Below are 24265 nucleotides of genomic sequence, written 5' to 3'. Positions count from 1 at the left end.
TCTTTCATCCCTGATTATGGGGAACCTTAACGACATTGAGCATGAGCCCCAGCTTACGGATGGCATCCGCAAAGGCTTCATAACCCACAGGCTTGGTCATATAGACATTGCAGCCCAGAGCGTAACATTCGTCTATGTCTTTAGGGTTATCAGTCGTGGTTAAGACGATGACCGGAATATTTTTCGTGTGCTCATCGGCCTTGAGGCGGCGCAGAATCTCAAACCCGTCGATTTCCGGTAAGTTGAGATCAAGCAGGATCACCGTCTTATCGTGCTGATCCGGACGGCGCTTATCGTTAAAGAAATAATCGAGCGCCGCTGCCCCGTTGGGCACATGGACAATCTGATTGGCCACCCCGGCGCGCTCAAGATTCTTGATGATCAGGCGCGCATGGCCTTCATCGTCTTCGATCATCACCAGCTTGAAGGGTTCGTTAAACAGCTTGATCATGCCTGTTGCGCCTTTCGAACCGGCAGGGCCTGAGCGGCAGAGGCCAGAACGGTATTTGGCTCATCAGCCACATCATTGACCCCATTGCGGCGGGGTAGGCGCACAAAAAAGGTCGTGCCGACGCCAACCGCCGACTCAAACCAGATGGCGCCATCCATCTTGCGCAGGGTGGTTTTGACAAAGCTCATGCCGATCCCTAAGCCCCGCACATCAGAGGTATTGCGGGCGCGGCGGAATATCTCGAAAATCTTACCGGAATCCGCCGCATCGATCCCGCGGCCATTATCGCGGATGTAAAAGACAAAATCACGAGCCGTTTGCTGGCTACCGATCTCGATACGGCCCTTGCGCTCAACCGTGAGATATTTGACGGCATTATCGAGCAGGTTAGAAAACACCTGCTCCAGAGCCAGAGCATCGGTCACCAGTTCCGGCAAATCATGGACAATGACCTCAGCGCCTTTGTTCTGGATTTCAAAGCTTTGCGCACCAATGCACTTATCGATAATGGCGCGGGAATCGACCATCTCATAGCGATGCACATAGCGGCCAATGCGCGACAGGTCGAGAATAGCGGTCGTCAGCGTATCCATGCGCTCAACCCCCTTGCCGATAAAGGTCAGGGCTTCGGGGATGTCGCGGTGCAGGTTGAGATCGATCTTGGACCAGTCTTCGGGTTTGATGCTGTCCTTATAGGGCGTCAGGGTGTCTGAGACTTCGGCGATCGCCATGTCCAGCTCGCGCGAGAAGCCCTTAAGATTGACCAGCGGCGAGCGCAGATCGTGAGAGGTGATATAGGTGAAAGTTTCCATGTCGGCGTGAAGCTGACGCAGTTCTTCTTCGCGGTTTTTCTGGTCGGTAATATCGGTGTGCGCACCCACCATCGACCGCATCCGGCCATCGTCTCCGCGCTGAGCGACCGCGCGCGACATGATCCAGCGCCAGGTGCCATCCTTATGGTGCATACGAAAAACATTGGTATAGAGCGCCGACGGCCCTTCGCGGAACGCCTTAAGCGTGGCCAGAGCCGCGTCCTTATCGTCAGGGTGGATCAGGTCGATAGTGGCTTTAAAATCGTCCTTGATGTCCGCCTCATCATAGCCGAGCATCGACTTATATTCCGGCGACATATACATGGAATCATTGATGAAATTATATTCAAAGACGCCATCGTTGATGCCGTTCAGCACGGTCTTGAAACGCTCTTCTGACCGCCTATGGGCATCTTCAAATCGCTGATTGGCGACCTCCAGATTGATGATGGTCACGGTCCCGACCAACAGGATACCGATCATCAGCACATTACCGAGCACGATCACGGTCAGGAAATTGTTCTTCTGCGACTGGGCGGCCTTGGATTGCAGCCGCAGGGTTACCCCGCGCCGGGCAATGCTCTGATCCAGCATCTGGCGCAGTTCGTCCATCTGCGCTTTTTGGGCGTTGAGCGCCGCACTTGACGGCGATCCGGCGCCACGGGTGCGCACGTCGGTAATCTGATCGGCCAGCAGCTTTTGATAATTATCAATGACCTTAAGCCAGCTATTGACCTCCTCACGGGCGGCCACTTCGGGATAGGTGGTGTTGCGAAGGTTGACGATCCCGCTTTGCAGGCGCGCATAGGCCGTGAAATAGGGATCAAGAAAGGCCTCATCGCCGGTCACCATAAAACCGCGCACACTGGTTTCCATATCGACCAGATCAATGACAATAAGACGGCTCTGATCGATGACCTGAGATTGATACAGCGAAAAGTCGTTGTGGGTCTGAACCTTGTTGTACTGCTTATAGAGCACAAAGCTGAACGTGACAAACGCCAGGGAAATCAGGCAGAAAACCGCAATGTAGTAGTGTTTTCGCGCGATCGCCCACGGCAGTTTCATAGGGTAAAACCAGTCTGTGCGGGTGCAGGTTGTCTGCCCCCGCACATATTATCTCAGTTATTGTTTGCCGGCATCCTGAATGACTTCACCGGTAGATTCGACGTCCTTACCGACGCCCTGAACTGTGTTGCAAGCTGCCAGAACGGGCAGAGAGACTACAAATAGCATAATGGCCAAGCGCTTCATATTAGCTCCGATACTTATGATCGATGGGTTGATTGCCAAACCCGCACCCCGAACTTAAGACAGTAGAGACTCGGAACGTAATGTAACAATAGGCGCGCTGACGAGATAAATAAGGAACCCATAAATATGGTTAAGATTATCTTAAGCTGTGCCCCTGCGGTGACAGTCCGCCCTACAGCTTGCGCCCGGCCTTAAACCCCTCAGCAAAGGCATGGATGACGCCTTCGGGTTTGTGGTCATCGGGTTTGTGGTCGCGCTCACCGTGACGGTCACGCCCGTCATTGGCGATCAGATCAATATTCTGACGCACATTTTGCCACAGCTTGCGGGCGGCATAGAGACCCAAACCGACCACCGCAACGACTACGATCACAGCCACAAGCGTCGCCGCTAACGGCCCGCTATTAGGGGCAATCCAGATATAAAGCCCCGCAATCAGGCCGCAAAAAGCAACCCCCGCAATCAGCATCAGAAATATGCCGATCATGATCAAGCCGGTCAGCGACGCCAGCAGTTTTTCGACAAACGGAGAGGCGGTTTTCAGGCGGCGGCTGACACCGAACACATCAATCAGCTTCCCCGCCAGAGGTGCTACCACCGGTGCCAGTAACGATAGTCCAGCCAGATTCCAGGCCATGTTTTAGTCCCCCAAAGAACCGAAAATAAAAAAACCGGCAATGTCACTTAAACATAAGCGCCATCACCGGTTTTACGAAAAAGGTTTCGGCTATTAGCGGCGGGTCAGAAGCGCGCCCAGGATAAAGCCAACGCCCAAAGCCACCATGCTGGAGCGCACAGGGTTGGACTTAATCTCAGATTCGACATTGTGCGACACATGGCTGACTTCGTCGACCGCCTGATCATAGATATGGCGCACCTTTTGGCCCGCATCCGAAGCATAGTGGGACACGTCGTCCATAACGCTTTTGGCTTCGCGCTCAACCTTATGAAGGGCTTCACGAGCCGACGTCTTTACATCATTTTCGGCCAGACCTTTGGTCACACCGGCGGCGGTTTTGGTGGCTGCGGACAACATGGGTTGTGCCTCCTGAAGATGTTGAGGGGAAAAGAAAGGGTTTCACGTTCACGGGCCGTAAGAACCGGCTATACAGCAAACCGTAAGGTCGGGAAACCTTATGGCTTAAGAGTTCGGGGCAAGGGGGGCTGGGGTCGGGGTGAACCCTTAAGGGTCTGCCTTTCGCCCGTTCCTGAAACCCGTGAACGTGATGATCCCAGATTATTCGGCCCCGGTTAAGGATGCCATGTGCCGTTAGAGCCCGGCATGTAAAAAAGCCGTAAACCTTAAAGACCGTTATCTCATTTTTACGAACCCCGCCCATAGCGGGTGCGTCATATTTATACGCGGTTCCTTATAGTGAACGTCACGCGGTCATCCCTGTGGCCGGCGATTTCATTCCTTAAAGGAGATATCATTATGTCTATCAAAGGTAAGATCAAAGAAACTGCGGGCGCTGCCGAAGAAGAACTGGGCGAAGCTCTGGATAACGAAAAAATGGCCAATGATGGCCGCCGCCTGCGTAACGAAGGCCGCCTCGAAGACGGCAAGCTGCCCAAGGTGACCAAGGTCGGCTCAGAGAAGTAGATCTGTTTTTTTAGATTTGTGACTTCCTCAGAAAACTTCAAAGCCCGCATCACATGCGGGCTTTTCTTTTTATTTTTAGCCCCTTGCCGGGCGGTGGCTACGCCACCTTGGCCGCCGCCTCAACGGAGGCTTGAGCGGAATGTTTCCATAAAGTCATTCCGCTCTAAAAAAAACCGCTCCGGCCATGCGCAGCCGAAGCGGATAATAGTTGCAGGGAGGAAACCCATGAAAGGGCATAACCTTTATGCACCGACAGTTGAGCGATTGTGAGGCGCATACATGTCCAGAATGGGGCCATTTGGTACAATACCCGTCGGATTGATGTTCAGATGGCTTTGGTAGTAGTGACCTTTGATGTGCTCAAAATTAACCGTCGACGCGATATCGGCCGTCTGGAAAATATCGCGCACATAGGCCGACAGGTTAGGGTAATCGGCAATCCGCCGCAGACTGCACTTGAAATGCCCAACATAGACCGGATCAAAACGGATCAGGGTGGTGAAGAGGCGGATATCGGCTTCGGTCAGGACATTACCGACCAGATATCGCGTGCGCGACAACCGATCTTCCAGCCAGTCCAGGCTGTCAAACAGCGGCGATACCGCATCGTCATAGGCAGCTTGTGTGGTCGCAAACCCGGCCTTATAAACCCCGTTATTGACGGTGTCGTAGACCCGTTCATTGACCCCATCGATCTCAGTTCGCAGATTTTCCGGATAATAGTGGCCCGGTTTGGCCCCCAGTCCGTCAAACGCAGCATTGAACATCCGGATGATTTCTGAGCTTTCGTTGCTGACGATGCGGTTTTGATGTGTGTCCCACAGAACCGGCACGGTTACGCGTCCGCTATAGGTCGGGTTATCGCGGGTGTATATCTCGTACATGAACTTCGCATACAGCGGATCGGGCACAACGCCGGGGCCGTCAGCAAACGTCCAGCCGTCTTCGCGCATAAGCCAATGCACCACGCTGACCGATATCAGGCCCTCCAGCCCTTTCAGGTGGCGCACAATCAGGGTGCGATGCGCCCACGGACAGGCCAGACTGACATAGAGATGATAGCGGCCCGCATCGGCCTTAAACCCGCCCTCACCCGACGGCCCAGGTGAGCCGTCTGCCGTCAGCCAGTTTCGATACTGCGCTTCCGAGCGGATAAACCGACCACCGGAGGCCTTAGTGTCGTACCACTGATCATGCCATTTACCGTCAACCAACAGGCCCATCGGAAATTCCTCTTACGGTTAGGTCGCCTCCCCTTTTGACAGGGGAGGCTTGGGTTTTTAAGCCGCCAGCTTCAGCAACTCAGCGGTGGCCGCTTCAATCGCTTCGGCCTTGAACTCCGGCCCGAAAGCGATTTTCTCAGCGCGCACCACGGTCACATCCGTGATGCCGATAAAGCCGAGCATAGTCTTGATGTGGCCTTCCTGAAAGTCGATCGCCGCCAGTGGGCCTTCGGAATAGAGACCGCCGCGGGCCAGAACGATGATCGCCTTCTTGCCTTTCAGGAGGCCTTCAGGGCCGGACTCGGTGTAGCGGAAGGTGCGACCGGCGCGAAGGACATAGTCAAACCAGGTCTTAAGCAAGGCCGAGATACCGAAATTGTACATCGGTGACCCAATAACCAGAAGATCAGCGGCTTCGAGTTCGGCAATCAGAGCATCAGATGTCTGCGACAGGGCGATCTCGGCAGGGTTTTCACCGGCGGTACCGGCAAAACCGGCGATGTTCAGGCTGGATAACGGTGCCAGCGGAGCCTTGCCGAAATCATGTTCGGTAAAGGTAGCCAGCGGATTGGCGGCGGCATATTTAGCCTTAAACGCGTCGGTTAATTGTGCGGAAACCGAGCCGTCACCGGTGGCTGCGGAATTGATGATTAGGACTTTAGACATGATAAATCTCCTTAAACGGTTGGAAACCGTAATAGTTACTGTTATCTATTTAGGCCTGATGCGGGCGTTAGATGCGCACGCATCAGAGAGGTTGTGAGGGCCTCAATACCCCTCCCGCAAGGTTAGCGGCTGTGCGGGAGGGGCATTTGCATCAGGGCGTACGACTTGTTGTTGATCGCTACGTCATAGCGAAAAACCGCGAAGTCATAGCGAAAAACCGCGAACACTTTTTCGCACGTAGCTTCAGAATTTGCCGCTTTGGTAGTCAGCAAAAGCCTGATGGATTTCCTGCGGCGTGTTCATGACGAACGGGCCATGGCGGGCGATAGGTTCTTTCAAGGGCTTACCTGTCACCACCAAGGCACGGGCACCGTCAGAGCCTGCGGTCAACACCAGAGATTGACCGGCCGTCAAAACCGCCGCCTGCCCCTTAGTCACGACCGTGTGGTCGATCTCAACCGCACCGTCGAACACATAGACAAAGCCATCATGATCAACTGGCACCGGCAGACCGATATCCCCATCAGCTTTCAGCGTGACATCGACGATAAAGGGCTGCGTCGTCGGTGAGGCAATCGGGCCTTTCAGATGGCGGTACTCACCGGCAATGACCTTGAGGTGGGCATCGTCGTAGGTGATTTCCGGAATAGTTGCGGCCGGAATATCCTGATACTTGGGATCAAGCATCTTTTCCTTGGCAGGCAGGTTGAGCCAGAGCTGAAAGCCCTGCATCAGACCGTCTTGCTGCTCTGGCATTTCCGAATGGACCAGACCGCGCGCGGTCGTCATCCACTGCACATCGCCAGGGCCCAGCAGGCCTTCGTTGCCTTTTGAGTCCTTATGGCGCATCCGGCCGGCCAGCATATAGGTGATGGTCTCGAAACCGCGATGAGGATGATCCGGGAAACCGGCAATATAGGCCGCCGGATCATCTGAGCGAAACTCATCCATCATCAGAAATGGATCAACGGCGGGCAGGGCCTGCGTGCCGAGCACCCGGTTAAGCTTGACACCGGCACCATCAGTTGCGGGGATGCCACGCACCAGACGGGCGACCGAGCGGGTCTTATCAGTGCGGGTATCGCGAACGATCGAGTTGGTAACGGACATTTTCGTACCCTTCTATTAGGACAAAATGATCTTGTGAGACGATATATAGGCCGCTATGGTCGTTGCCAGAAGATACTAAATCGGAACACCGGTGTTGCATTAGATGGAACAGCTCAAAGTCGATATCGATGATCTGTCGGCCTTCTTTCTGGTGGTCGAAACCGGCAGCTTTGCGCGCGCTGCCGATCGCTTAGGCACCTCAAAATCGATCATCAGCCGGCGGGTCATGCGGCTGGAGGAAACTCTGGCGGCGCGGTTGCTAACCCGTGGCGCTAAGGGCACGCAACCCACCGATGTCGGCCAGACCTATTATGAACGTGCCCGCGAAGCCCTGGCCCAGCTAGAGGCCGCCGGTGAAGCTGTGGCCGAAGCCGTGTCCGATGTAGCGGGCCCTATCCGTTTGTCGGGGCCTTTAAGTTTTGGCGTCAGCCATCTGGCCCGTGCCCTGTCAGAATTTGCCGCCGCTTATCCAAGAGTTGAGCTTGATATTTCGTTCGATGATCATTCGGTCGATCTTATTGGTGGCGGTTATGATCTGGCGGTACGCATCGGTGAATTGGCGGATTCGTCGCTGGTCGCCAAACGCATCGGTAAGGTGCATACCGTCACGGTCGCCAGCCCCGCCTATCTTGAAACCTATGGCCGACCTGAACATCCTGATGACCTGAGTGCCCATCGCGGCATCCATTATACGAACGTGGCGCCGACCGTGAACTGGCGCTATGCCGATGGCGACGGCTTCAAAAGCTACCGAATTAACGGCATTATGCGCTCGGACAATGGCGATATGATGCTGGAAGCCGTGAAATCGGGATTAGGCATCGCGCGTTTGCCGACCTTTATCGCCAGCCGCGCCATCCAGTCCGGCGAAGTTGAGGCTATACTGAAGGCCTTTGAACGGCCACCGGTACCCATGCACGCCGTTATGCCGCCGGGTAGGGCCACCACCGCCCGCGTGCGCGCTTTGGTCAGCTTTTTGAACTTGAAATTCGGCACCGAGCTGCTTTAATTTTTCGCGGGTTTGTTGCGCAGCAATTTGTAATAGAGCCGATCTGGCATGTAGCGCAACGCCTTGATCAAAACCGTCAGGCGCTTAGGGAAATTGATCTCAAACCGGTCAGACAAAAGCCCCTTCATGATCCTCGCAGAGGCATCTTCGGGCGTGAGCAGGAACGGCATATTAAATTCATTTTTGTCGGTCAGGCGGGTTTTGACAAAGCCCGGATTGACCAGTTGAACCTTGATGCCGCTGCCCGCCAGATCCAGCCGCAGGTTTTCGGCCAGATGAATGATCCCGGCCTTGGACGCCCCATAACCAATAGCATTGGGCAGCCCCTTCATCCCCGCCAGCGATCCGGTCAGGACAATGTGGCCTTGGCAGCGCGCCATAAAGGCGGGCAAAACCGGCTCCAGTACCCGAAACGCGCCCATGAAATTGGTGTCCGCCACCATGATCGCCGTATCCGCATCATAGCGCGTGGCCGACATCGGCTCATAGGCCCCGGCATTATAGATGACCATGTCGGGCATGCCGTGGGCTTTATTCAGCGCTACCCAGGCCACATCAACAGAGGTTTGCTGCGTGACATCGAGCGGGTAAACGCCGTGGCCGTCGCCTTTCAGCTCGGATTTCAACGCCTCAAGCTTGGTCTGATCGCGCGATGACAGCGAAAGTTTCGCTCCCGCCACGGCCAGATCACGCGCCAGTTGCGCCCCAATGCCGGTGCTGGCGCCAATCAGCCAGATATGTTGGTTTGTGAATGACATATATTTAGTACGCGCCACCACGCCCAAAGGTTCAGATCAAACCCGATTTTTCAAGCCGATCACGCAGGGGTGACAGTTGCTCTTCATACCGCCTCCACGCGCCCACCCCTTCGCGATTGATGGGTTTGCGCACCTGAGCGGAACTGGCGGTCGCCACCGCCCCTTGCGCTTCGTGGGGCGACAGGCAGGCGTCTTCAAACGGCAAATCGCAGGCTTTAAGTAAACGCCGGATTTCAAATTCCGGGCACTGGATCAGGGTTTCAAGCTTTACATCGATCACCCCAAACGCCTGCCAATGGTCCATTAGCGTGCGGTAGTGACCATAGTGAACGGCCAGATCCTGAAAACTGTAGGACCAGCGATGGGCATGGGCGAACAACAGCTTATAGGCCCCGAACAGCGAATCCATCGGATCACGCCGGACGTGGATAACCAGGGCATCGGGAAAGGCCCGCCGGATCAGGCCGACATAATCATGATTGTGCGGCAGCTTATCGATGGTGTGGCCCTTACCCATCTCCAGATAGGCAACTTCACGGTCATAATAGTCCGCCAGCCTGACTGGATCTATACCGCCTGACGCCATAACCATTGCCGCATCAATCAGATTGCGGCTGCTATCCCCCGACAGATGCTTAACCCCAAGGCCGAACACCTGTAGTTCGCCCAAAGCCTCAACATCCGTGTGGCTGGCCAGAATCCGCTCAACCAGAGTGGTGCCTGAGCGCGGCAGACCGACAATGAAGATACGACGGGGACGGCGAGACGCAGGCTTATCCGTCAGTCGGGATAGCGGATAGTGCCTTATTAACGCCTCGACGGTCGCCGCTTCATCGGCCGCCTTCCAAGGAAAGGTAGTTTTTGCCGCATCTGCCCCAGTTTGCAGGGCCGCCCACGCCGCGCCCAAATCGCCGATATCGTCATATTCCTTGAAAAGCGCATAGCCGACGCGGGCCATATCATTACTGTCCGCGGGCTTCAGGGCTTTTAACCGATCAATGTGATTATCCTCACGCGTCCATTTTTTTAGCCGCGCCAGACCGACGTGCGCCCCCATATGTTGCCCGACGCGGATCGCTTCTTCGTAGCTCGCCTCAGCCTGAGCCATGTCACCGGTAAATTGCTGCACACCTCCGAGGCTATACCAGTAATCGGCGACCGCTCGGTCCGAGTTGGTTGCCCGTTTTAGCAGCGGCAGGGCTTTTTCCGTCAGATGCGCCTGAGACAGGGTGGTTCCAAGAATATGCAGACTGACGCCGTCCTTAAGACCGCACAGAAGCGCCGCGGTCACAGCCTCGCTGGCCTCACGACCGCGACCTAGCGTCACCAATGCCCGCGCTCTCTGCACCAGAAACCGCCCTTGAGCGGGAGTGCGCGGCGGGCACAGTCCAGCACCGTGACCAAGCACCTGTTCGGCCTCATTGAAGGTTTGCGCGTGCATGGCTACAGTCCCCCACAAATACCAGGCATCCAGTCGGCCGGGGGCCATATCCGTCACCTGACGGGCCGCAAGGATGGCTGCGGCATAATCACCCTCACGCTGGGCCATCGACGCGCGCATTATCAACTGATCAACTCTTTGAGCGTGGGGTCGCAAAAGCATGTTCCAAAATAAAAACCTCCCGCACCTTACGGGCGGGAGGTTCGTTCAAGCAATGCTATTCAAGGCTAAAGTCTGCCCGAGTTTAATATTTTTTATTGATGGATATACCAATGACGCGGGGACGGATCGGAATATCGAACTTACCCTGCAAACCGTATGTAGCTTCGCCCTGCGACGCCACATAGGCATATTCATCAAAGACATTATCGACATAAAGTTTGATGCCAAGATTGTCTTTCGGCTCCCATCCCAACGATAGGTTAGTCTGGGTAAAGCCTTTCAGCGTCTTATAATCCAGGTTGGCATCATCACCCCGGAATGGTTCGGCTGAGGTCGTTATTTCCGATGAATAAGAAATATCGCCGTGAAGCGTGAGCGCACCCCAATCTGAGAATGGCAATAAGTAATCAGCGGCCAGACCTATTTGCTGTTCCGGGGTACCGGGTAGCACTGTGCCCTCTTTGAAGTCAGCTATAACCCGGCCGTTGGTTCTTTCCTTGTAAAAATCCTCCGACAGCTTGGCATTGGTATAGGCATAGCCAAAGCTTAAGGTCAGGGCGTCAGTGGCCCGCCACAGGGTTTCCAGTTCTATCCCCTTGGAATTAGCCTCACCGGCATTCGCCGTGATCGGCAGGTTGCCGGGCGCCAGGGATGACAGTTGAACGTCCTGCCATTTAATATTGAAGATAGCAGCGTTAACCGTCAGCTTACGGTCGAACCATTGCGAGCGAACCCCCAGTTCATAGTTATCGACGGTGTCAGGCGCATATTCACGTTGCGACGGATCGATATCGAAGACCTGACCGCCTTCGGGCGGCAAGATGTTGGTGCCACCCCGGCGGAAGCCCTGGGAGAAGGTGCCATAGACCATTACGTCCGGCGTCCATTGATAGGAAGCATTCAGCTTATAGATGGTGTCCTTGACTTCGCCCTTACCAACGTCTTCGTTACAGGTGTATCCATTGTTGTTGGCGTCTTCATAGAGTGGAAAAACCGTACATTCCGATGATTTGGTGTTCAGCTTGAAGCTGCGCGCACCGCCGGTCACCTGCCACTGATCCGTTATGTGCCAGGTCAGTTCCCCAAACACCGCCCATTCCGAATAAAGGCTGCGACTACGACTATAGTATTCGAGGTTATCCGTGCGCGTACCACCGATAAATTCGGCAAAGCCCGGCGTAAATTCTTCGGATGTGCCAAAGAGGTTTTCATTGTCATAATACACCCCAGCGACGTAATCGAAGACGCCGCCATCATTAGACACCAGACGAAGTTCCTGAACCACCGCCTCGAAATCATCTATTTCGCGAGTGATGGCCCGGAAATCAGGGTAACTCTCATAACCATAGCCCAGACCCAGCAGCAAATCGGTCTGATCGCGCCGGCCCAGACCGGTGCGCTTGGTGTAGGAGGTTGACGAGATGATATCAGCAAAGCCAAGATCATATTTCATCTCAAGCGCCGTCAGCTTATAAAACGTGGACTGCGGCTCTTCAAAGCGTTGGCCAATCTCGTAATCACCGAGTACCCGCCCGATCATGGCGGCGCTGTTGGCCGGATAGGAGTTGGTGTAACCGTCCCCATTGCCGTCGGCTGCAGCCGGCAGCACAAAGCCCGGATTTCCGCCGGTGCGGCCGCCCGATTTGACGTTATCCATATAGTAGCTGAGGTTCGCCTCAAAGTCTTCGGTCGGTGTCCACAAAAGGGATGCCCGCGCCGTAACACGCTCCTCATAGTCGAGGTCGGACTTCGGGCCTGAGATTATAAACGGATAGTCGGTAAAACCGGAATCGTCCAGATACTGCGCCGCAACCCGCACGGCCAGTGTGTCACTGATCAGCGGCAGATTGACCATGCCATTGACCTGATAGGATACGTCGTCGGCCTCGGCGATCTGATAGACCTTGCCGCCGGCTGAGGCCTCGTACTTCATCTTCGGATCAGCCACGATATAGCGGATAGCACCACCCAGAGAACCTGAGCCGTAAAGTGTGCCCTGCGGCCCACGCAGCACTTCGACCCGCTCAATATCAAAAATTTTCGGCTGGTTAAAGACCGGTGTGTCATTGATATAAACAGCAACTGAACCGTTATCGCCGGCATTCGATACCCGCAGAGGATCAACCGACAGGCCACGCAGGATGATCGAGGCATTATCGCGTGAACCGACATCGCGCACCGACAGACCCGGTATGGCGCGCGACAGTTCCGACAGCTCGGTTATACCCTTGGTGCTGAGGTCACTGGCCCCGATAACCGAAATATTATAAGGCACTTTCTGGACGCTGGTGGCACGCCGGGTGGCGGTGACAATCACCTCCGTCACATCGGCAGCCGGATCTTCCTGCGCCATGGTGGGCAAGGCAGCACCCATGTTAAGCGCGGCGACCGAAGCCGTCGCCAATAAAGCCAGATGAATTCCGGCTTTCCCTGTCACTCTTTTATGTGTCGTCATAAATCTATCCCCTGAACACAACAAACCAATACCGAACCCAGACCCATTTTGGACACACACCCTCGCACACGCAAAAGTTTGCGCGGGATCACTAACTGCTTACGCAGCCTTGGGTTCAGCTCTTGGAGAACCCACAGGCTCACACATGTTTTTTGGCAGCGCAATATAAATATTGTTAATTAAACAATTATCAGTCTACGGATTATTTTTCATAAAATTCATATATTTCAGTCTTTTAACAAAACCTTCCCTGTGGCTTTTATGACGCGCTTTTGAAGTATCGAATTTTTCAACGGCGATGTGATCACGGTGACGCGCGCGGAGATTTAGGTTAAAATACAACTCGACCCCGTCTCAGGCCAACGCGTAAGGAGGCGCAGACCATGACGACCCATCTCAAAATCCTGTCCGAAGGTTCCTATGCCGGAAACCCGCGCAATGAAGATCGTTTAGGCTATGTTGGCGATGCCGCCTGGTTGATGGATGGCGCAACCGGACTTGGGCCCTCGAAATTCAGCGATAAGACCGACGCCGAATGGCTGGTCGGGGCGGTGTCCGGCTTCCTGACCGAAACCTTTACCAACGACCCGGAAGTCGACACGCTTGACGCCTTAAGCCACGCCATCGAGGCGGTCGGTGAAGGTTATAGGCGGGCCACCAACAACGCCGACCTCGAAGCCTTTGCACGACCATCCGCCGGTTTGTCGCTGGTTCGGGTTAATGGTGAGGATGTGGAATTGTCGCATCTGGCCGATGTGAAGGCCTATGTGTTCGACAAAGTCGGCGGCTATAAGGTTTACGGTGGCGGCCCGCTGGAAGCCCTCGACAACAGCGCGCTTGAGGCTCTGCGCAAAGTGCAGGCTCAGCAGGCTGAGCCTGACCTGAAGGCCGCCCGCGAAGAGATCAATCCGGTTCTGCGCCAGAACCGCGCCCTGATGAACACGCCCGGCGGCTATTGGGTGCTGACGCTTGATCCGGTCTGCCTTGAGGGGCTGAAAACCGAATATCTCAAGGCCGCCGATATCAGCTATATTCTGCTGGCTACGGACGGGTTTTACGACCTATGGGAAAACTATGTCATTGGCGGGCTGCACGACATCAAGCGCCGACTGATTGGCGGAGAAGACGATACCATCATTGCCGAACTGCGCCGTATCGAGACTGATGATCCCCACGGCATCAAACATACGCGCTTTAAGCTGCATGACGATGCGTCCTGGCTGTTGCTGGCGATCGAAGGCTTTGGCGAAAAGGCCAGATCGCGCACCGGCCCGGAACGGCGCGAATAGTCAAAATCTTATGTGTTTTTAATATCAGTGCGGATAAGCTGGTGGCGATGAAGGTTTATCCGCTATGAAGTTTTACCTGAAAAGCGCTGACGCCTGGGCCGCGATGGCTCAGGCCTGTGAGCAGGCCACGACCTGCATCGATTTTGAGCAATATATTGTACGTGACGATGAGGTCGGGCAGCGCTTTTTGGGCCTTCTGGCCCGCAAAGCGCGCGAAGGGGTCAAGGTGCGCATTGTGCTCGATGCCTTCGGAAGCCGGACACTTTTGACCAGCAAGATTCTGGAAGAGACCCGCAAATCCGGCGCCAAAGTCATCTTTTATCATATGCGCAAGCCACGCCGGTTCGTGCGGATCGGGGGCCTGTTTCCCCGCACCCACGCCAAATTGCTGCATGTCGATGATAGCGCCACCTATCTCGGCAGCATGTGCATGGCCGAATATATGCGCCACTGGCGTGACACTATGGTGGCGCTGGAAGGGCCTGCCGCCATCGCCGCCCGACGCGATTTCGATGTGCTGTGGCGCGATCTGGATGACGGGCAACTGGACGGTGACCCGGGCATCATTGGCGGCAATCGCGGCGGGGTTTATCTGGCGCAAAATCCCAAGGGCGGACAGCGGCCTCTTTATGAGGCGCTTTTGGCCGCCATCATGACATCGCGCCATTCGATTCGGCTGGCGACCCCCTATTTCTTTCCGCCCAAGCGCCTGCGCCGTGCCCTGAAAGACGCACAAGGCCGCGGGGTCAAGATCAGCCTTCTGCTGTCGCAACATACCGATGTTGCCATAGCCGATCTGATCACCCATGCTCTGCTGGGGCAGTGGCGGCGGCTGGACTACGACGTGCGCCTTTATCAGCCAACCGTTCTGCATGCCAAATATGCGGTCATCGACGACGATTGGGCGACGCTGGGCAGTTGCAACTTTGATCACTTAAGCCTGATTCTGAACCGAGAATGTAATCTGGTGATGCGCGATGCGGACGATGTGGCTTTGCTGGCCGCGCAGTTTGAAGAAGATTGCCGCCATGCCCTGCCCGCCGGATCGGCCACAGTTTTGAGAACCCGCTGGCATCACCGTCTGGTCGGGCGACTTGGCGCCATGATTTCTCAGGCCCTGTAAATGAAGATATTGTTCAGCAATCTGGGTTATGCGACCGGCATCAGCGGCAGCCTGTATCACCATGTCACGCGCGCCTATCGCCACCTGTATCAGGCCCCCGCGCAGCAACGCCGGGTGCTGGCGCAATTCCGCCAGATCATGGAGGCCGAAAGACCCGACCTGTGTTGTCTGGTCGAGGTGGATCGGGGATCGCTTCATTCCGGTTTTTTCAACCAGATCAAGGCCTTACAATGCGCCCAGTACGACACCTTTGATATTGCCGATAAATATGGTGAGGGCAGTCCGTTTTCGCGCCTGCCGTTCCACGATGGCAAAAGCAACGGCTTTCTGGCCCGCACGGCCTATCCGTTTTCCCGTCTTTACTTTCGCCATGGCACCAAACGCCTGATCTACCGCATCGAGATGGATGAGGGTTTGACGGTTCTGTTTGCCCACTTTTCGCTCAAACCCGTCGTCCGCCAGAACCAGTTTGAGGAAATTACTGAACTGGTGGCAGGCATAGGCGGCGAGGTGATTGTGCTCGGCGATTTCAATACGCTGGGTGGCCTAGGGGAACTCGACAGCCTGCTGGCGGGGGATCGCCTGCGCCTGCTTAACCGGCGCGATGAGGCAACCTTCACCTTTCATCAGTGGCAGCACACGCTTGATCTGTGCCTTTATACGCCGGGGCTTGAGGCGCGGCTTGGCCTTGCCATTATCCCGCAGCCGTTTTCCGATCATGCCGGATTGCTGGTGAATATAGATTAGGCCGCCGCTTTTTGACTCAGACTTTGCTCGCCGCCGATCCATACGCCTTTCAGGTTCAGATCACGATCCAACCAAACCAAATCAGCCCGTGCCCCGGCATTGAGGACGCCATACTGGGCGTCGAGGCCTAAGAACCGTGCGGGGGCGGCTGAGGCCATGACAGCAGCCTCATCAAGCGTCAAACCAACCATTTCTACGGCATTTTTCACAGCGGTGGCCATATCAAGATCAGAACCCGCCAGGGTGCCGTCAGGTCCGACACAGACGCCGTCCTCAACCCGGATCAGCTTGTCCTGCAACATGAAGGTCTTAGTCTGGGAACCGACCGTCGGCATGGCATCGGTGACAATCATGAAGCGGTCGTGAGGGCGACAACGCACGGCGATTTTGAGCGCCACCGGATCGACATGGCGGCCGTCAATGATCAGCCCGCAATAGATGCTCTGGTTCTCCAGCGCCGCCCCCACCACACCGGGGGCGCGGTGGGTGAACGGCGACATGGCGTTGAACAGGTGGGTGATGCCGGTGACGCCCTCATTAAAGGCCTGCGCCATCCGGCCATAGCTGGCATCGGTATGACCGGCGGCGACAATCACGCCCGCCTGCGTCAGGGTACGGATATCGCCCGACGTGGTGGTCTCTGGTGCCAAAGTCACCAGTGTCTTGCCATGCTTCAGGCCGGACAGCAGTTTCAGGCTCTGGTCGGTCAGGGTGCGGAACTTGGCCGGATCGTGGGTGCCTTTGCGAGCCTCATTGATGAACGGGCCTTCGATATGGATACCGAGCACGCCGGGCGCACCGTCTTCGATCGCCTGTTCAACCGCGCGCATGGCCGCATCAATGACCTCAAGCTCATCAGAGATCAGGGTCGGCAAAAAGCCGGTCGTACCATATTGGCGGTGGGCGGCGCCAATGGCGGCAATGGCCTCAAATGAAGTGTCGTCATTGAACAAAACCCCACCGCCGCCATTGACCTGAGTGTCGATGAAGCCCGGCAGCAGATAGCCGCCGTCAAGGTCGATGGCCTCACCGGCAGACGCAGATTTTGACGCCTCAAGGCTTGCGATCCGGTCGCCCGCGATGGTCAGGACATGATCAGTGACAAAGCCTTCGGGGCTGAGGATCGATCCGTTGCGGAAGGTGGTCTTGGGACTCATACGGTTCGGGTCACTTTGTTGAGGTGCGGCGGGGCGTCGGGGTTAAGGCCACGGCGCAGGGACAGGGCGTTGGCGAAGCGGTAGAAGCTCTGGATCATCAAGATTGGCTCCAGCGCCGGTTCAAAACGTCCCGCAGGCAGGGTTGAGGTCACGCCACCGCCGGCATCGGCCAGCTCGACCTTAGCGCCGCGTGACAGGAACTCGGCCGCCACCTCACGTACCCCGTCGCCAGCCGTATCAGAGGTCGCGAAGGCCAGAATGGGGAAGCCTTCGCGCACAATCGCCATCGGGCCATGACGGACCTCAGCCGAGGAGAACGCCTCGGCATGGAGGGCGCAGGTTTCCTTGAGCTTTAACGCGGCTTCCTGAGCGATGCCAAAGCCGTAGCCGCGCCCGATGACAAACAGGTTGGTGGCGTCTTCCAGCGTCGGCAGGGCGTGGGACCAATCCCGATCAAACGCAGCACGTAACTGATCGGGCAGGGCGTAGACGGCGGCTTTCAGGCCATCATCACCGGCCCATTCGGCCACGAGGGCGGCAAGGCCCGCCAGCGACACGATATAGGACTTGGTCGCCGCTACCGACAGTTCAGGCCCCGCGCACAGCGGCAGGGCCTCATCAGCAAGGTCTGCCAACGGCGAAGTGAAGTCATTGACCAGAGCGACCACAAACGCGCCGGAGTCCTTATGGGCCTTGACCGAGGTCAAAAGGTCAGGGCTGCGGCCGGACTGGGAAATAGCGATGCACAGGCTGTCAGCCGCCATAACCGGGGCGTCATAGATCGAGGCTACCGACAGCGCCGCCGTTGAGGTCGGCACACCGATCAGGGTCTCGATCAGGTACTTGCCATAGGTGGCGGCATGGTCGGATGATCCGCGCGCGCAGGTCGTAGCCCCTTTGGGCGGATCTGCCCGCAACCGTTCCGCGATCCGCGTAAGCGTTGACGCGTTGGCCTCTAAAAACCGCGCCACCGCATCGCCACCCTCGCCCGCCTCACGGTGCATAAGCGTGGTCGCCGGATTGATGGTCGAAACCGCCATTTGATCTATGGCCATAATGAAATTCCTTTGTTGGGTACGGCTCAGGCCGCCAGACGCGCACTGTCGGTCACGATCTGGCGCAGGCGCATGACGGTCTGAAGATCCGTGGTTTTAATGTGGGACGGCACGAATCCAAGGGCGAGCGCCCTCGTGTCCTGAGCCGGAAGCGTTACAGCACCAGACGCATGAATGGCCCGCACGCCGGTGATGGCAATGATATTGGCCGCGTTATCCGGCGTGATACCGCTGCCCGCCATGACCTCAATGCGCCCGGCGGCACGCTCAACCATGGCCGTGATGATCTCAAGCCCGTCCGCGGCATGAACCGCACCGCCGGAGGTCAGGACCGAGTCAAAGCCCAGATCTGCGGCTATATCGACCGCCGCCACCGGATCAGGCGTCAGGTCGATGGCACGATGAAGGGCGATCTCCAGCCCCCCGGCATGATGACGCAGTTGCATCAGGGTGGCTTCGTCCAGATGACCGTCAGGCCGGTTGGCACCGATCACGATCCCCGCCAGACCCGCCTGACGCACCGCATCAATGTCACGGCGCATCGCATCGACATCATAACGGTCGCAGACAAAATCACCGGTGCGCGACCGGATCATCGCCCGCACCGGCACAGGGCTGAGGCGCGCCAGTTCCATAAGGCCCGGCGACGGGGTTAATCCGCCCACGCTTAAGCCCAGACACAGCTCTATCCGGTCAGCGCCACCTTCGACCGCCGCTATAAATCCGGCGGGACTATCGACACAGATTTCGAGCCGGATTGTCGTCATGACATCACCGCCTCAACAGCCATGCCGTTGGGAGCCCCGTGGGCCAGCAGGATCGCCCCTTCGATAGCATCATGTTCGGGCACAGCCAGCACCGACCGCGTCCAGGGCGCCAGCCACGGCGTCAGGACATCGGCCATACCCCCGACCAGACAGATTTTCGGCGCGCCGATCTCATTTAGCCGCGCCAGATATTTCCCCAGATCCTGAGCGGCGCGCTCAACTATGCCGACCGCAATCAGATCACCATCGGCCGTATGTGACATGATCATGGGGGCCAGCGTTCCGTAATCGCCGGGGCGAGCCGTCGTCACCCATTTGACGACATCCGAGGGATGGCCGCCAAAATGGGCCATAATCGCGCGGGTAAAGGCGGTGTGCGGCGCCAGCCCGTCAAAGCCATGCAAGGCCGCGCGGATTGCTTCGCGCCCCAGCACTGCTGCCGAGGCATCGTCATTGACCTCAAAGCCCCAGCCGCCGACCGCATGGCCGCGCCCGCCGACCCACGCATAGCCCGCCGAGCCGGTGCCAGTAATCATGATCGCGCCATCACGGCCTGAAAACGCCCCAAGGCAGGCGGCATGGGCATCAGTGGCGGCATTCGCAAAGGCAAAGCGTGGGCCCGCCGCGATAGTGCGTTCACAATCCGCGCCGGTCGTTATCCCCGCTAGCCCCAGACCAAGGCTGGTATCGCTGAAAATCGCGCGCGTCAGGTGAGCCTGCGCCAAAGCCCCGTCGATGGCATCAAGAATGTGCGTCCAGATCAGATCCAGCCCCAGCCGGATATTGGCCGATCCGCCAACCCCTTCGCCCAGCAACGCCCCGTCACCGGTCACGCCTGAGGGGGCGGCCGCGCGCAGACGGGCCCGGCACTTGGTGCCGCCACCATCAATGCCAATATAAAATGTAGTCGGCTTCATTATCCGGCGACCTTTCGGGTGCCTGCTTTGGAGCCCATAATAGCAAAGAACAGGATATAGAGATAGGCCGGGACCATCAGCGCCAGAAAGACGAGTTGAAAGTCATAGGTTTCTTTGAGCACCACAAACGCCTGCGGTATGATAGCGCCGCCGCAGATGCCCATGATCATGATCGCTGAGCCGGTTTCGGTGTGACGGCCCAGGCCGCGGATCGCCAGCGGGAAGATCGCTGGCCACATCATTGCATTGGCAAAACCGAGGGCGGCCACAAAACCGACCGACACATAATCACGCGTCAGATAGGCGGCGATCACAAAGATGACACCCAGGATGGCCGAAAAGGCCAGATAGCGCTCCTGAGAGGTAAATTTGGGAATGACAATCAGACCCACAATATAGCCCACCAACATGCCAACCAGCGTAAAAGACGTGAAATAGGCCGTCTGTTCGATCGGCAAACCAAAGGCATGACCATAGGTGCCGATAGCATCACCCGCCATGACCTCAACCCCGACATAGAGGAACAGGCAGACCACACCGAGCCACAGATGAGGATAGGAAAACAGGCTTTTGCCGCCATTGGCACCGGAATCTTCCACCCTGGATTCGCCCTTGATTTCCGGCAGGGGGGATTTCAGAACAAACAGGGCCAGCAAGGCCAGAAGCCCGGCCATGGCCAGATAGGGGTAGTGAATCTTGGCCGCAAAGGCGTTCAGCAAGGCATCTTTCGCTTCCGGCGTTGTGGCGGCGGCCACCTGCTCATCCAGTTCACCCACACCTTGCAACACCAAGGCTCCGATGACGATGGGCGCCAGAATCCCGGCGAACTTGTTACAAATCCCCATGACGGCGATGCGTTGCGCGGCACTTTCAATCGGGCCGACAATCGAAATATAGGGATTGGCCGCCGTTTGCAGCACCGCAAGACCGGCCCCGATAATGAACAGGCCGGTCAGCGCGCCCTCAAAAATACGCATGGTCGCCAGTTGACCGAAAATCGCCGCCCCTATCGCCATGACCAGCAGCCCCAGCGCCATGCCCTTTTTCATGCCGGTGCGCTTTAAGATAAACGCCGACGGCAGGGCCAGAAAGAAATAGGACATGTAGAAAACCATCGGCACCAGAAAGGCTTCGACATCTGACAGGGTAAAGGCCAGTTTGACGAAGGTGATCAACGGCCCGTTCAGCCAAGTCACAAACCCGAAGATGAAGAACATGACGCCGATAATCCCGATCGTCATGAACTGGGACGCGCCTTTAAGCGGCTGGGCCGAGGCAGATGTGGTTTCCATGGGCTGCACAATACCTTTTCGAGAGGCCTATATATGACCTATTTGCCATTTTGGTATTGTTTATTAGAATTATAAATCAGGGCCGATGTCTAGGAAAATATCACTATTGCGCGATAGAAAATGAATAGCCGATCAGAGAAATTTTTCAAAAACTACGAATTATTCAATTAAAACAATTATATAAAATTAGGCACGCGCGCATTGTCGCTTAAAAATAATACCGCAGGACTGACGATTTAAAAATCAGACACTTTTACAATTGGAACTATATTGGGTCTATTTTCAGCCGCTCGACCTGCTACAGGTCGTTCAGTTCAGCCACGACGTCATAGGCATCGCCGCGATAATAGGATTGCGTGAACTCCGCCGCCCGACCGTCGCTGAGGAAACCCCTGCGCTCAATAAACAGCCCCGGATCACCGGCCCGGATACCGAGCGTTTCGGCCTGATCCGTTGAAAAAGATATGGCGCGCAAGCGTTGGAGGGCCCGAACTGGCCGATGCCCGGCCCGTTCCAGCGCCTCATACAATGAGTTTTGAACCGCCTCGATCGACGGCAGGCAATAGCCGGGTATGGTCGAATATTCGAGCGCCATGGTCGCATCATCGGCATAGCGAATCCGGTGAAACCGATAGACCAGCGACCCCGGCGACAGGCCCAGCGACAGGGCCTCTTCCGGCGTCACGGCCCCTGCGGATTTAGACACCCAAACGCTGTGGGGCTTACGCCCGCGTGAGATCATGTCTTCGGAAAAGGACGACAGTTTTGAAAAGCTTTTCTCGACGCGGGTGGCCACAAACGTGCCCGCCCCCCGGCGGCGGGTCAGCAGCCCCTCAGAGACCAGACCATCAATCGCCTTACGCACCGTAATGCGTGAAACCTCGAAATCTTCGGCCAGATCGCGCTCCGGCGGGATGGCGTCTTCAGCCAGAATAATTCGGTTTTTGATCGCTTCACGCAGCACTTTTTGCAGTTGCAGGTAAAGGGGTGCCGGATCTTCTTTTTGCAGACGTCCAACCGCCTCGATAAACGACATTCTGCGCGCTCCGCCATTCAGGGCGGCCTCTACGTGCCGCCAGTCTGATTGAATATCTATTATATTGGTATGTATCCGTCAAATTCAAAACAGATCGCTTAAGCGACGGCCTTGCACATTTCAGCTGAGGCATAATTTCGCCTTAACCCCTTTAATATGTTGCATTTGTCTCAGAGACATTCAATTTTCAGTCAAAATAATGTCCTGCGGACATTTCTGCCACCGCGTAACATAGGCGGCCAAATTGGTCCTATATAAATCGGTGTTTGAAAATTAACGCCCTTCCCTAAACGGTGAGGGCCGATTAGGCTGAGTACGAACATAAAAACAGATGCTGCAAACCCCCAGGAATTCCATGTTTAAACCCTTCATGTCCGCCCTTATGGCCTGCGCCGTCATTAGCCTTACAGCCGTCGGCGCGCAGGCTGAAACACAGCTTCTGACCGGTGCCTATAGCGATGGCGCGCTCAAAGGCATGAAGCTGTTAAAGTTTGATGCCGACCGCGATGAGTTCACCATAATCAAATCATTTGAATCGATAGAAAATGCGTCCTTTGCGCTTTACGATGCGGACAACGGCCGCCTCTATGTGACGGGTGAGGCCGATACCGGTCAGGTCGGGGCTTTTAAACTCTCCGAAGATCATATGACCCTGACATCGCTCGGCTATGTGTCATCTTTGGCGGGCTCGCCTTGCTATCTGGCGCTCAGCCCTGACAAATCACGGCTGGCGGTCGCCAATTATCACGGCGATATCGTGGCGGCCTTTAAGATTGATGCGGTAAGCGGCGCCATTCAAAGCGACCCGGACGTTCTTAAAGGGACTGACGCCACAAAGATGGGACATGCCCACTGGGTGCAATGGTCACCCGAAGGCGACAAAATCTACATGGTCGATCTGGGCCATGACGAAGTGCGCGCCTATCCTTATGATATCAAGACTGGAACAATCGGCGCGGCAACCAGCGCCTTTAAAGCACCGGTGGGTTCTGGCCCACGCCATCTGGCCTTTTCACCGGACGGACGGTTTGCCTATGTGGTGACCGAATATGCCAATACCGTCATCACTCTTAAGCGCGAAGCAAACGGCACCCTGACGGAACTCCAGACCATTTCGACTCTGCCTGCCGATTATAAGGAAAAGTCATTTGCCGCCCACATTCAGATAAATAAAGCAGGCGACACCCTCTACATGACCAATCGCGGCCACAACAGCCTGAGCGTATTCCGCATCCAGGGCGATGGGCAGCTTACGCCGCTTCAAACCATCTCAACTGGCGGTGACTGGCCCCGCTTTTTCCTGTTGCTTGAGGATGAGAAACGGCTGCTGGTTGCCCACCAGAGGAGCAACGACATCCGCACGTTTCACATCAATACCGACGGATCACTGGCCGCAACGCCCGTTAAATTTGCCCTGCCCAAGCCGGTGATGATCGTGCCGTTGAAATAGGTTACAGACTTAAATCTGCATCCGCCGCGCGGATTTCGTCTATATCTTCAGGACTGTAACCGGCGGCGACCAGACTACTCATCAGATACCCACGCACGGCAGGGGTTGGCTCAACGCCGTTAACACAAACCAGAGTGACCTTGTCGCCGTCATCGACCACAAAGGCGGCAATCTGCGGCGCCAGAGGTGATGGCGATGTCATATTTGCTGATATCAGGCGGGCATAGGCATGGGCAACCTGATCCCGATGCACGCCACTGACATAGCCTTTGTAGAGCGCGGTCACGCGCGTACCGCCGACCATAACGGTGTCAAACCCGCTCACACTAGGCCGCGCCACTATGGGCTCGGCAAGCGATGGCACGGTTAGCAGGGCACTCAGCAGACTGGCGGCAATAATCGTTCTGATTGATGTGTACATGGCAGTATACCTTTCGGGACACCGCCTATATGGGACGCATTTGGGGCTTTGCCAGACCACCGCGCTT

24 protein-coding genes are annotated in these 24265 nt (G+C 56.3%); 6 read left to right on the top strand and 18 right to left on the bottom strand.

The window, feature by feature from the left end; all coding sequences use genetic code 11:
* Nucleotides 1-4: 4 nt before the first annotated feature.
* The 5 genes from IE102_RS03905 to IE102_RS03885 form a co-directional block, all read right to left on the bottom strand.
* Complete coding sequence (locus IE102_RS03905) at nt 5-451, bottom strand: response regulator (RefSeq protein ID WP_189485062.1); 447 nt, start codon at nt 449-451, stop codon at nt 5-7.
* Nucleotides 448-2331: an ATP-binding protein gene (locus tag IE102_RS03900; protein ID WP_189485061.1), complete on the bottom strand. Its 1884-nt coding sequence runs from the start codon at nt 2329-2331 to the stop codon at nt 448-450. Before IE102_RS03900 ends, IE102_RS03905 begins: the two co-directional genes overlap by 4 nt.
* Before the next feature lie 57 nt (nt 2332-2388).
* Complete coding sequence (locus tag IE102_RS03895; RefSeq protein WP_189485060.1) at nt 2389-2517, bottom strand: entericidin A/B family lipoprotein; 129 nt, start codon at nt 2515-2517, stop codon at nt 2389-2391.
* A 172-nt stretch (nt 2518-2689) separates the two neighbouring features.
* The gene (locus tag IE102_RS03890) at nt 2690-3154 is read right to left on the bottom strand and encodes a hypothetical protein (RefSeq protein WP_189485059.1); all 465 of its coding nucleotides are present in this window, start codon (nt 3152-3154) and stop codon (nt 2690-2692) included.
* Between the two features lie 93 nt (nt 3155-3247).
* Nucleotides 3248-3553, bottom strand: a complete 306-nt coding sequence (locus IE102_RS03885) for a DUF883 family protein (RefSeq protein WP_189485058.1) — start codon at nt 3551-3553, stop codon at nt 3248-3250.
* 399 nt (nt 3554-3952) lie between these two features.
* On the opposite strand from IE102_RS03885, the gene IE102_RS03880 reads away from it, so the two are divergent.
* Complete coding sequence (locus tag IE102_RS03880; protein ID WP_189485057.1) at nt 3953-4120, top strand: hypothetical protein; 168 nt, start codon at nt 3953-3955, stop codon at nt 4118-4120.
* 242 nt (nt 4121-4362) lie between these two features.
* Here IE102_RS03880 and IE102_RS03875 read toward each other — a convergent pair whose 3' ends face one another.
* From IE102_RS03875 to IE102_RS03865, 3 genes are all read right to left on the bottom strand, one after another.
* Nucleotides 4363-5343 carry a glutathione S-transferase family protein gene (locus IE102_RS03875; protein WP_189485056.1) on the bottom strand — a complete coding sequence of 327 codons (981 nt, stop codon included), beginning with the start codon at nt 5341-5343 and terminating at the stop codon, nt 4363-4365.
* A gap of 57 nt (nt 5344-5400) precedes the next feature.
* Complete coding sequence (locus IE102_RS03870) at nt 5401-6009, bottom strand: FMN-dependent NADH-azoreductase (protein ID WP_189485055.1); 609 nt, start codon at nt 6007-6009, stop codon at nt 5401-5403.
* A 243-nt stretch (nt 6010-6252) separates the two neighbouring features.
* Nucleotides 6253-7119, bottom strand: coding sequence for a pirin family protein (locus tag IE102_RS03865; protein WP_189485054.1), 867 nt, complete (start codon nt 7117-7119; stop codon nt 6253-6255).
* A 103-nt stretch (nt 7120-7222) separates the two neighbouring features.
* Between IE102_RS03865 and IE102_RS03860 the strand changes: the two genes are divergently transcribed.
* On the top strand, nt 7223-8128 hold the full coding sequence (locus IE102_RS03860; RefSeq protein WP_189485053.1) for a LysR family transcriptional regulator: 906 nt from the start codon (nt 7223-7225) through the stop codon (nt 8126-8128).
* Here IE102_RS03860 and IE102_RS03855 read toward each other — a convergent pair.
* The 3 genes from IE102_RS03855 to IE102_RS03845 form a co-directional block, all read right to left on the bottom strand.
* Entirely contained in the window at nt 8125-8886 is a 762-nt protein-coding gene (locus tag IE102_RS03855; protein ID WP_189485052.1) for an SDR family NAD(P)-dependent oxidoreductase, read from the bottom strand. The two genes, IE102_RS03860 and IE102_RS03855, sit on opposite strands and share 4 nt — an antisense overlap.
* Nucleotides 8887-8917: 31 nt before the next feature.
* Nucleotides 8918-10447 carry a tetratricopeptide repeat-containing sulfotransferase family protein gene (locus IE102_RS03850; protein ID WP_189485051.1) on the bottom strand — a complete coding sequence of 510 codons (1530 nt, stop codon included), beginning with the start codon at nt 10445-10447 and terminating at the stop codon, nt 8918-8920.
* Nucleotides 10448-10571: 124 nt separating this feature from the next.
* Nucleotides 10572-12944: a TonB-dependent receptor gene (locus tag IE102_RS03845; RefSeq protein WP_189485050.1), complete on the bottom strand. Its 2373-nt coding sequence runs from the start codon at nt 12942-12944 to the stop codon at nt 10572-10574.
* Nucleotides 12945-13327: 383 nt separating this feature from the next.
* On the opposite strand from IE102_RS03845, the gene IE102_RS03840 reads away from it, so the two are divergent.
* The 3 genes from IE102_RS03840 (at nt 13328) to IE102_RS03830 (ending at nt 16103) form a co-directional block, all read left to right on the top strand.
* Nucleotides 13328-14233, top strand: a complete 906-nt coding sequence (locus IE102_RS03840) for a protein phosphatase 2C domain-containing protein (protein ID WP_189485049.1) — start codon at nt 13328-13330, stop codon at nt 14231-14233.
* Between the two features lie 64 nt (nt 14234-14297).
* Nucleotides 14298-15356: a phospholipase D-like domain-containing protein gene (locus IE102_RS03835; RefSeq protein WP_189485048.1), complete on the top strand. Its 1059-nt coding sequence runs from the start codon at nt 14298-14300 to the stop codon at nt 15354-15356.
* Nucleotides 15357-16103 carry an endonuclease/exonuclease/phosphatase family protein gene (locus IE102_RS03830; RefSeq protein WP_189485047.1) on the top strand — a complete coding sequence of 249 codons (747 nt, stop codon included), beginning with the start codon at nt 15357-15359 and terminating at the stop codon, nt 16101-16103.
* On the opposite strand, the gene nagA is transcribed toward IE102_RS03830, so the two are convergent.
* The 6 genes from nagA to IE102_RS03800 all read right to left on the bottom strand — a co-directional run bounded on the left by nagA (nt 16100) and on the right by IE102_RS03800 (nt 22327).
* The gene (gene nagA / locus IE102_RS03825) at nt 16100-17260 is read right to left on the bottom strand and encodes an N-acetylglucosamine-6-phosphate deacetylase (protein ID WP_189485046.1); all 1161 of its coding nucleotides are present in this window, start codon (nt 17258-17260) and stop codon (nt 16100-16102) included. The two genes, IE102_RS03830 and nagA, sit on opposite strands and share 4 nt — an antisense overlap.
* The gene (locus IE102_RS03820) at nt 17257-18315 is read right to left on the bottom strand and encodes an SIS domain-containing protein (RefSeq protein ID WP_189485045.1); all 1059 of its coding nucleotides are present in this window, start codon (nt 18313-18315) and stop codon (nt 17257-17259) included. The genes nagA and IE102_RS03820 overlap by 4 nt, the downstream gene beginning before the upstream one ends.
* Nucleotides 18316-18341: 26 nt before the next feature.
* A complete protein-coding gene (locus IE102_RS03815) occupies nt 18342-19082 on the bottom strand; it encodes a copper homeostasis protein CutC (protein ID WP_189485044.1) in 741 nt (246 codons plus the stop codon).
* Nucleotides 19079-19999 carry a glucosamine kinase nucleotide-binding domain-containing protein gene (locus IE102_RS03810; RefSeq protein WP_189485043.1) on the bottom strand — a complete coding sequence of 307 codons (921 nt, stop codon included), beginning with the start codon at nt 19997-19999 and terminating at the stop codon, nt 19079-19081. Before IE102_RS03810 ends, IE102_RS03815 begins: the two co-directional genes overlap by 4 nt.
* Nucleotides 19999-21291, bottom strand: coding sequence for a sugar MFS transporter (locus IE102_RS03805; RefSeq protein WP_189485042.1), 1293 nt, complete (start codon nt 21289-21291; stop codon nt 19999-20001). The genes IE102_RS03810 and IE102_RS03805 overlap by 1 nt, the downstream gene beginning before the upstream one ends.
* A gap of 298 nt (nt 21292-21589) precedes the next feature.
* Nucleotides 21590-22327 carry a GntR family transcriptional regulator gene (locus IE102_RS03800; protein ID WP_189485041.1) on the bottom strand — a complete coding sequence of 246 codons (738 nt, stop codon included), beginning with the start codon at nt 22325-22327 and terminating at the stop codon, nt 21590-21592.
* A gap of 355 nt (nt 22328-22682) precedes the next feature.
* Here IE102_RS03800 and IE102_RS03795 point away from each other — a divergent pair, with 355 nt between their 5' ends.
* Nucleotides 22683-23777, top strand: a complete 1095-nt coding sequence (locus IE102_RS03795; protein WP_189485040.1) for a lactonase family protein — start codon at nt 22683-22685, stop codon at nt 23775-23777.
* 1 nt (nt 23778) lies between these two features.
* Here IE102_RS03795 and IE102_RS03790 read toward each other — a convergent pair whose 3' ends face one another.
* Complete coding sequence (locus tag IE102_RS03790) at nt 23779-24198, bottom strand: MBL fold metallo-hydrolase (protein ID WP_189485039.1); 420 nt, start codon at nt 24196-24198, stop codon at nt 23779-23781.
* Between the last annotated feature and the right edge of the window lie 67 nt (nt 24199-24265).

The sequence above is a fragment of the Asticcacaulis endophyticus genome (genome assembly GCF_014652575.1).
GTDB classification, from domain to species: Bacteria; Pseudomonadota; Alphaproteobacteria; order Caulobacterales; family Caulobacteraceae; genus Asticcacaulis; species Asticcacaulis endophyticus.
The sequence above is the reverse complement of the archived record's forward strand: the minus strand, read 5'-3'. Positions and strand labels throughout refer to the sequence as shown.

Excerpts from the sequence above, each read along its gene's own strand:
- IE102_RS03895 (WP_189485060.1), bottom strand. The coding sequence starts at position 2,517 with ATGAAGCGCTTGGCCATTATGCTATTTGTAGTCTCTCTGCCCGTTCTG.
- IE102_RS03820 (WP_189485045.1), bottom strand. The coding sequence starts at position 18,315 with ATGGCCATAGATCAAATGGCGGTTTCGACCATCAATCCGGCGACCACG.
- IE102_RS03790 (WP_189485039.1), bottom strand. The coding sequence starts at position 24,198 with ATGTACACATCAATCAGAACGATTATTGCCGCCAGTCTGCTGAGTGCC.
- IE102_RS03800 (WP_189485041.1), bottom strand. The coding sequence starts at position 22,327 with ATGTCGTTTATCGAGGCGGTTGGACGTCTGCAAAAAGAAGATCCGGCA.
- IE102_RS03830 (WP_189485047.1), top strand. The coding sequence starts at position 15,357 with ATGAAGATATTGTTCAGCAATCTGGGTTATGCGACCGGCATCAGCGGC.
- IE102_RS03870 (WP_189485055.1), bottom strand. The coding sequence starts at position 6,009 with ATGTCTAAAGTCCTAATCATCAATTCCGCAGCCACCGGTGACGGCTCG.
- IE102_RS03865 (WP_189485054.1), bottom strand. The coding sequence starts at position 7,119 with ATGTCCGTTACCAACTCGATCGTTCGCGATACCCGCACTGATAAGACC.
- IE102_RS03855 (WP_189485052.1), bottom strand. The coding sequence starts at position 8,886 with ATGTCATTCACAAACCAACATATCTGGCTGATTGGCGCCAGCACCGGC.
- IE102_RS03815 (WP_189485044.1), bottom strand. The coding sequence starts at position 19,082 with ATGACGACAATCCGGCTCGAAATCTGTGTCGATAGTCCCGCCGGATTT.
- nagA (WP_189485046.1), bottom strand. The coding sequence starts at position 17,260 with ATGAGTCCCAAGACCACCTTCCGCAACGGATCGATCCTCAGCCCCGAA.
- IE102_RS03805 (WP_189485042.1), bottom strand. The coding sequence starts at position 21,291 with ATGGAAACCACATCTGCCTCGGCCCAGCCGCTTAAAGGCGCGTCCCAG.
- IE102_RS03835 (WP_189485048.1), top strand. The coding sequence starts at position 14,298 with ATGAAGTTTTACCTGAAAAGCGCTGACGCCTGGGCCGCGATGGCTCAG.
- IE102_RS03795 (WP_189485040.1), top strand. The coding sequence starts at position 22,683 with ATGTTTAAACCCTTCATGTCCGCCCTTATGGCCTGCGCCGTCATTAGC.
- IE102_RS03850 (WP_189485051.1), bottom strand. The coding sequence starts at position 10,447 with ATGCGCGCGTCGATGGCCCAGCGTGAGGGTGATTATGCCGCAGCCATC.
- IE102_RS03845 (WP_189485050.1), bottom strand. The coding sequence starts at position 12,944 with ATGACGACACATAAAAGAGTGACAGGGAAAGCCGGAATTCATCTGGCT.
- IE102_RS03890 (WP_189485059.1), bottom strand. The coding sequence starts at position 3,154 with ATGGCCTGGAATCTGGCTGGACTATCGTTACTGGCACCGGTGGTAGCA.
- IE102_RS03860 (WP_189485053.1), top strand. The coding sequence starts at position 7,223 with ATGGAACAGCTCAAAGTCGATATCGATGATCTGTCGGCCTTCTTTCTG.
- IE102_RS03875 (WP_189485056.1), bottom strand. The coding sequence starts at position 5,343 with ATGGGCCTGTTGGTTGACGGTAAATGGCATGATCAGTGGTACGACACT.
- IE102_RS03905 (WP_189485062.1), bottom strand. The coding sequence starts at position 451 with ATGATCAAGCTGTTTAACGAACCCTTCAAGCTGGTGATGATCGAAGAC.
- IE102_RS03810 (WP_189485043.1), bottom strand. The coding sequence starts at position 19,999 with ATGAAGCCGACTACATTTTATATTGGCATTGATGGTGGCGGCACCAAG.
- IE102_RS03885 (WP_189485058.1), bottom strand. The coding sequence starts at position 3,553 with ATGTTGTCCGCAGCCACCAAAACCGCCGCCGGTGTGACCAAAGGTCTG.
- IE102_RS03900 (WP_189485061.1), bottom strand. The coding sequence starts at position 2,331 with ATGAAACTGCCGTGGGCGATCGCGCGAAAACACTACTACATTGCGGTT.
- IE102_RS03880 (WP_189485057.1), top strand. The coding sequence starts at position 3,953 with ATGTCTATCAAAGGTAAGATCAAAGAAACTGCGGGCGCTGCCGAAGAA.
- IE102_RS03840 (WP_189485049.1), top strand. The coding sequence starts at position 13,328 with ATGACGACCCATCTCAAAATCCTGTCCGAAGGTTCCTATGCCGGAAAC.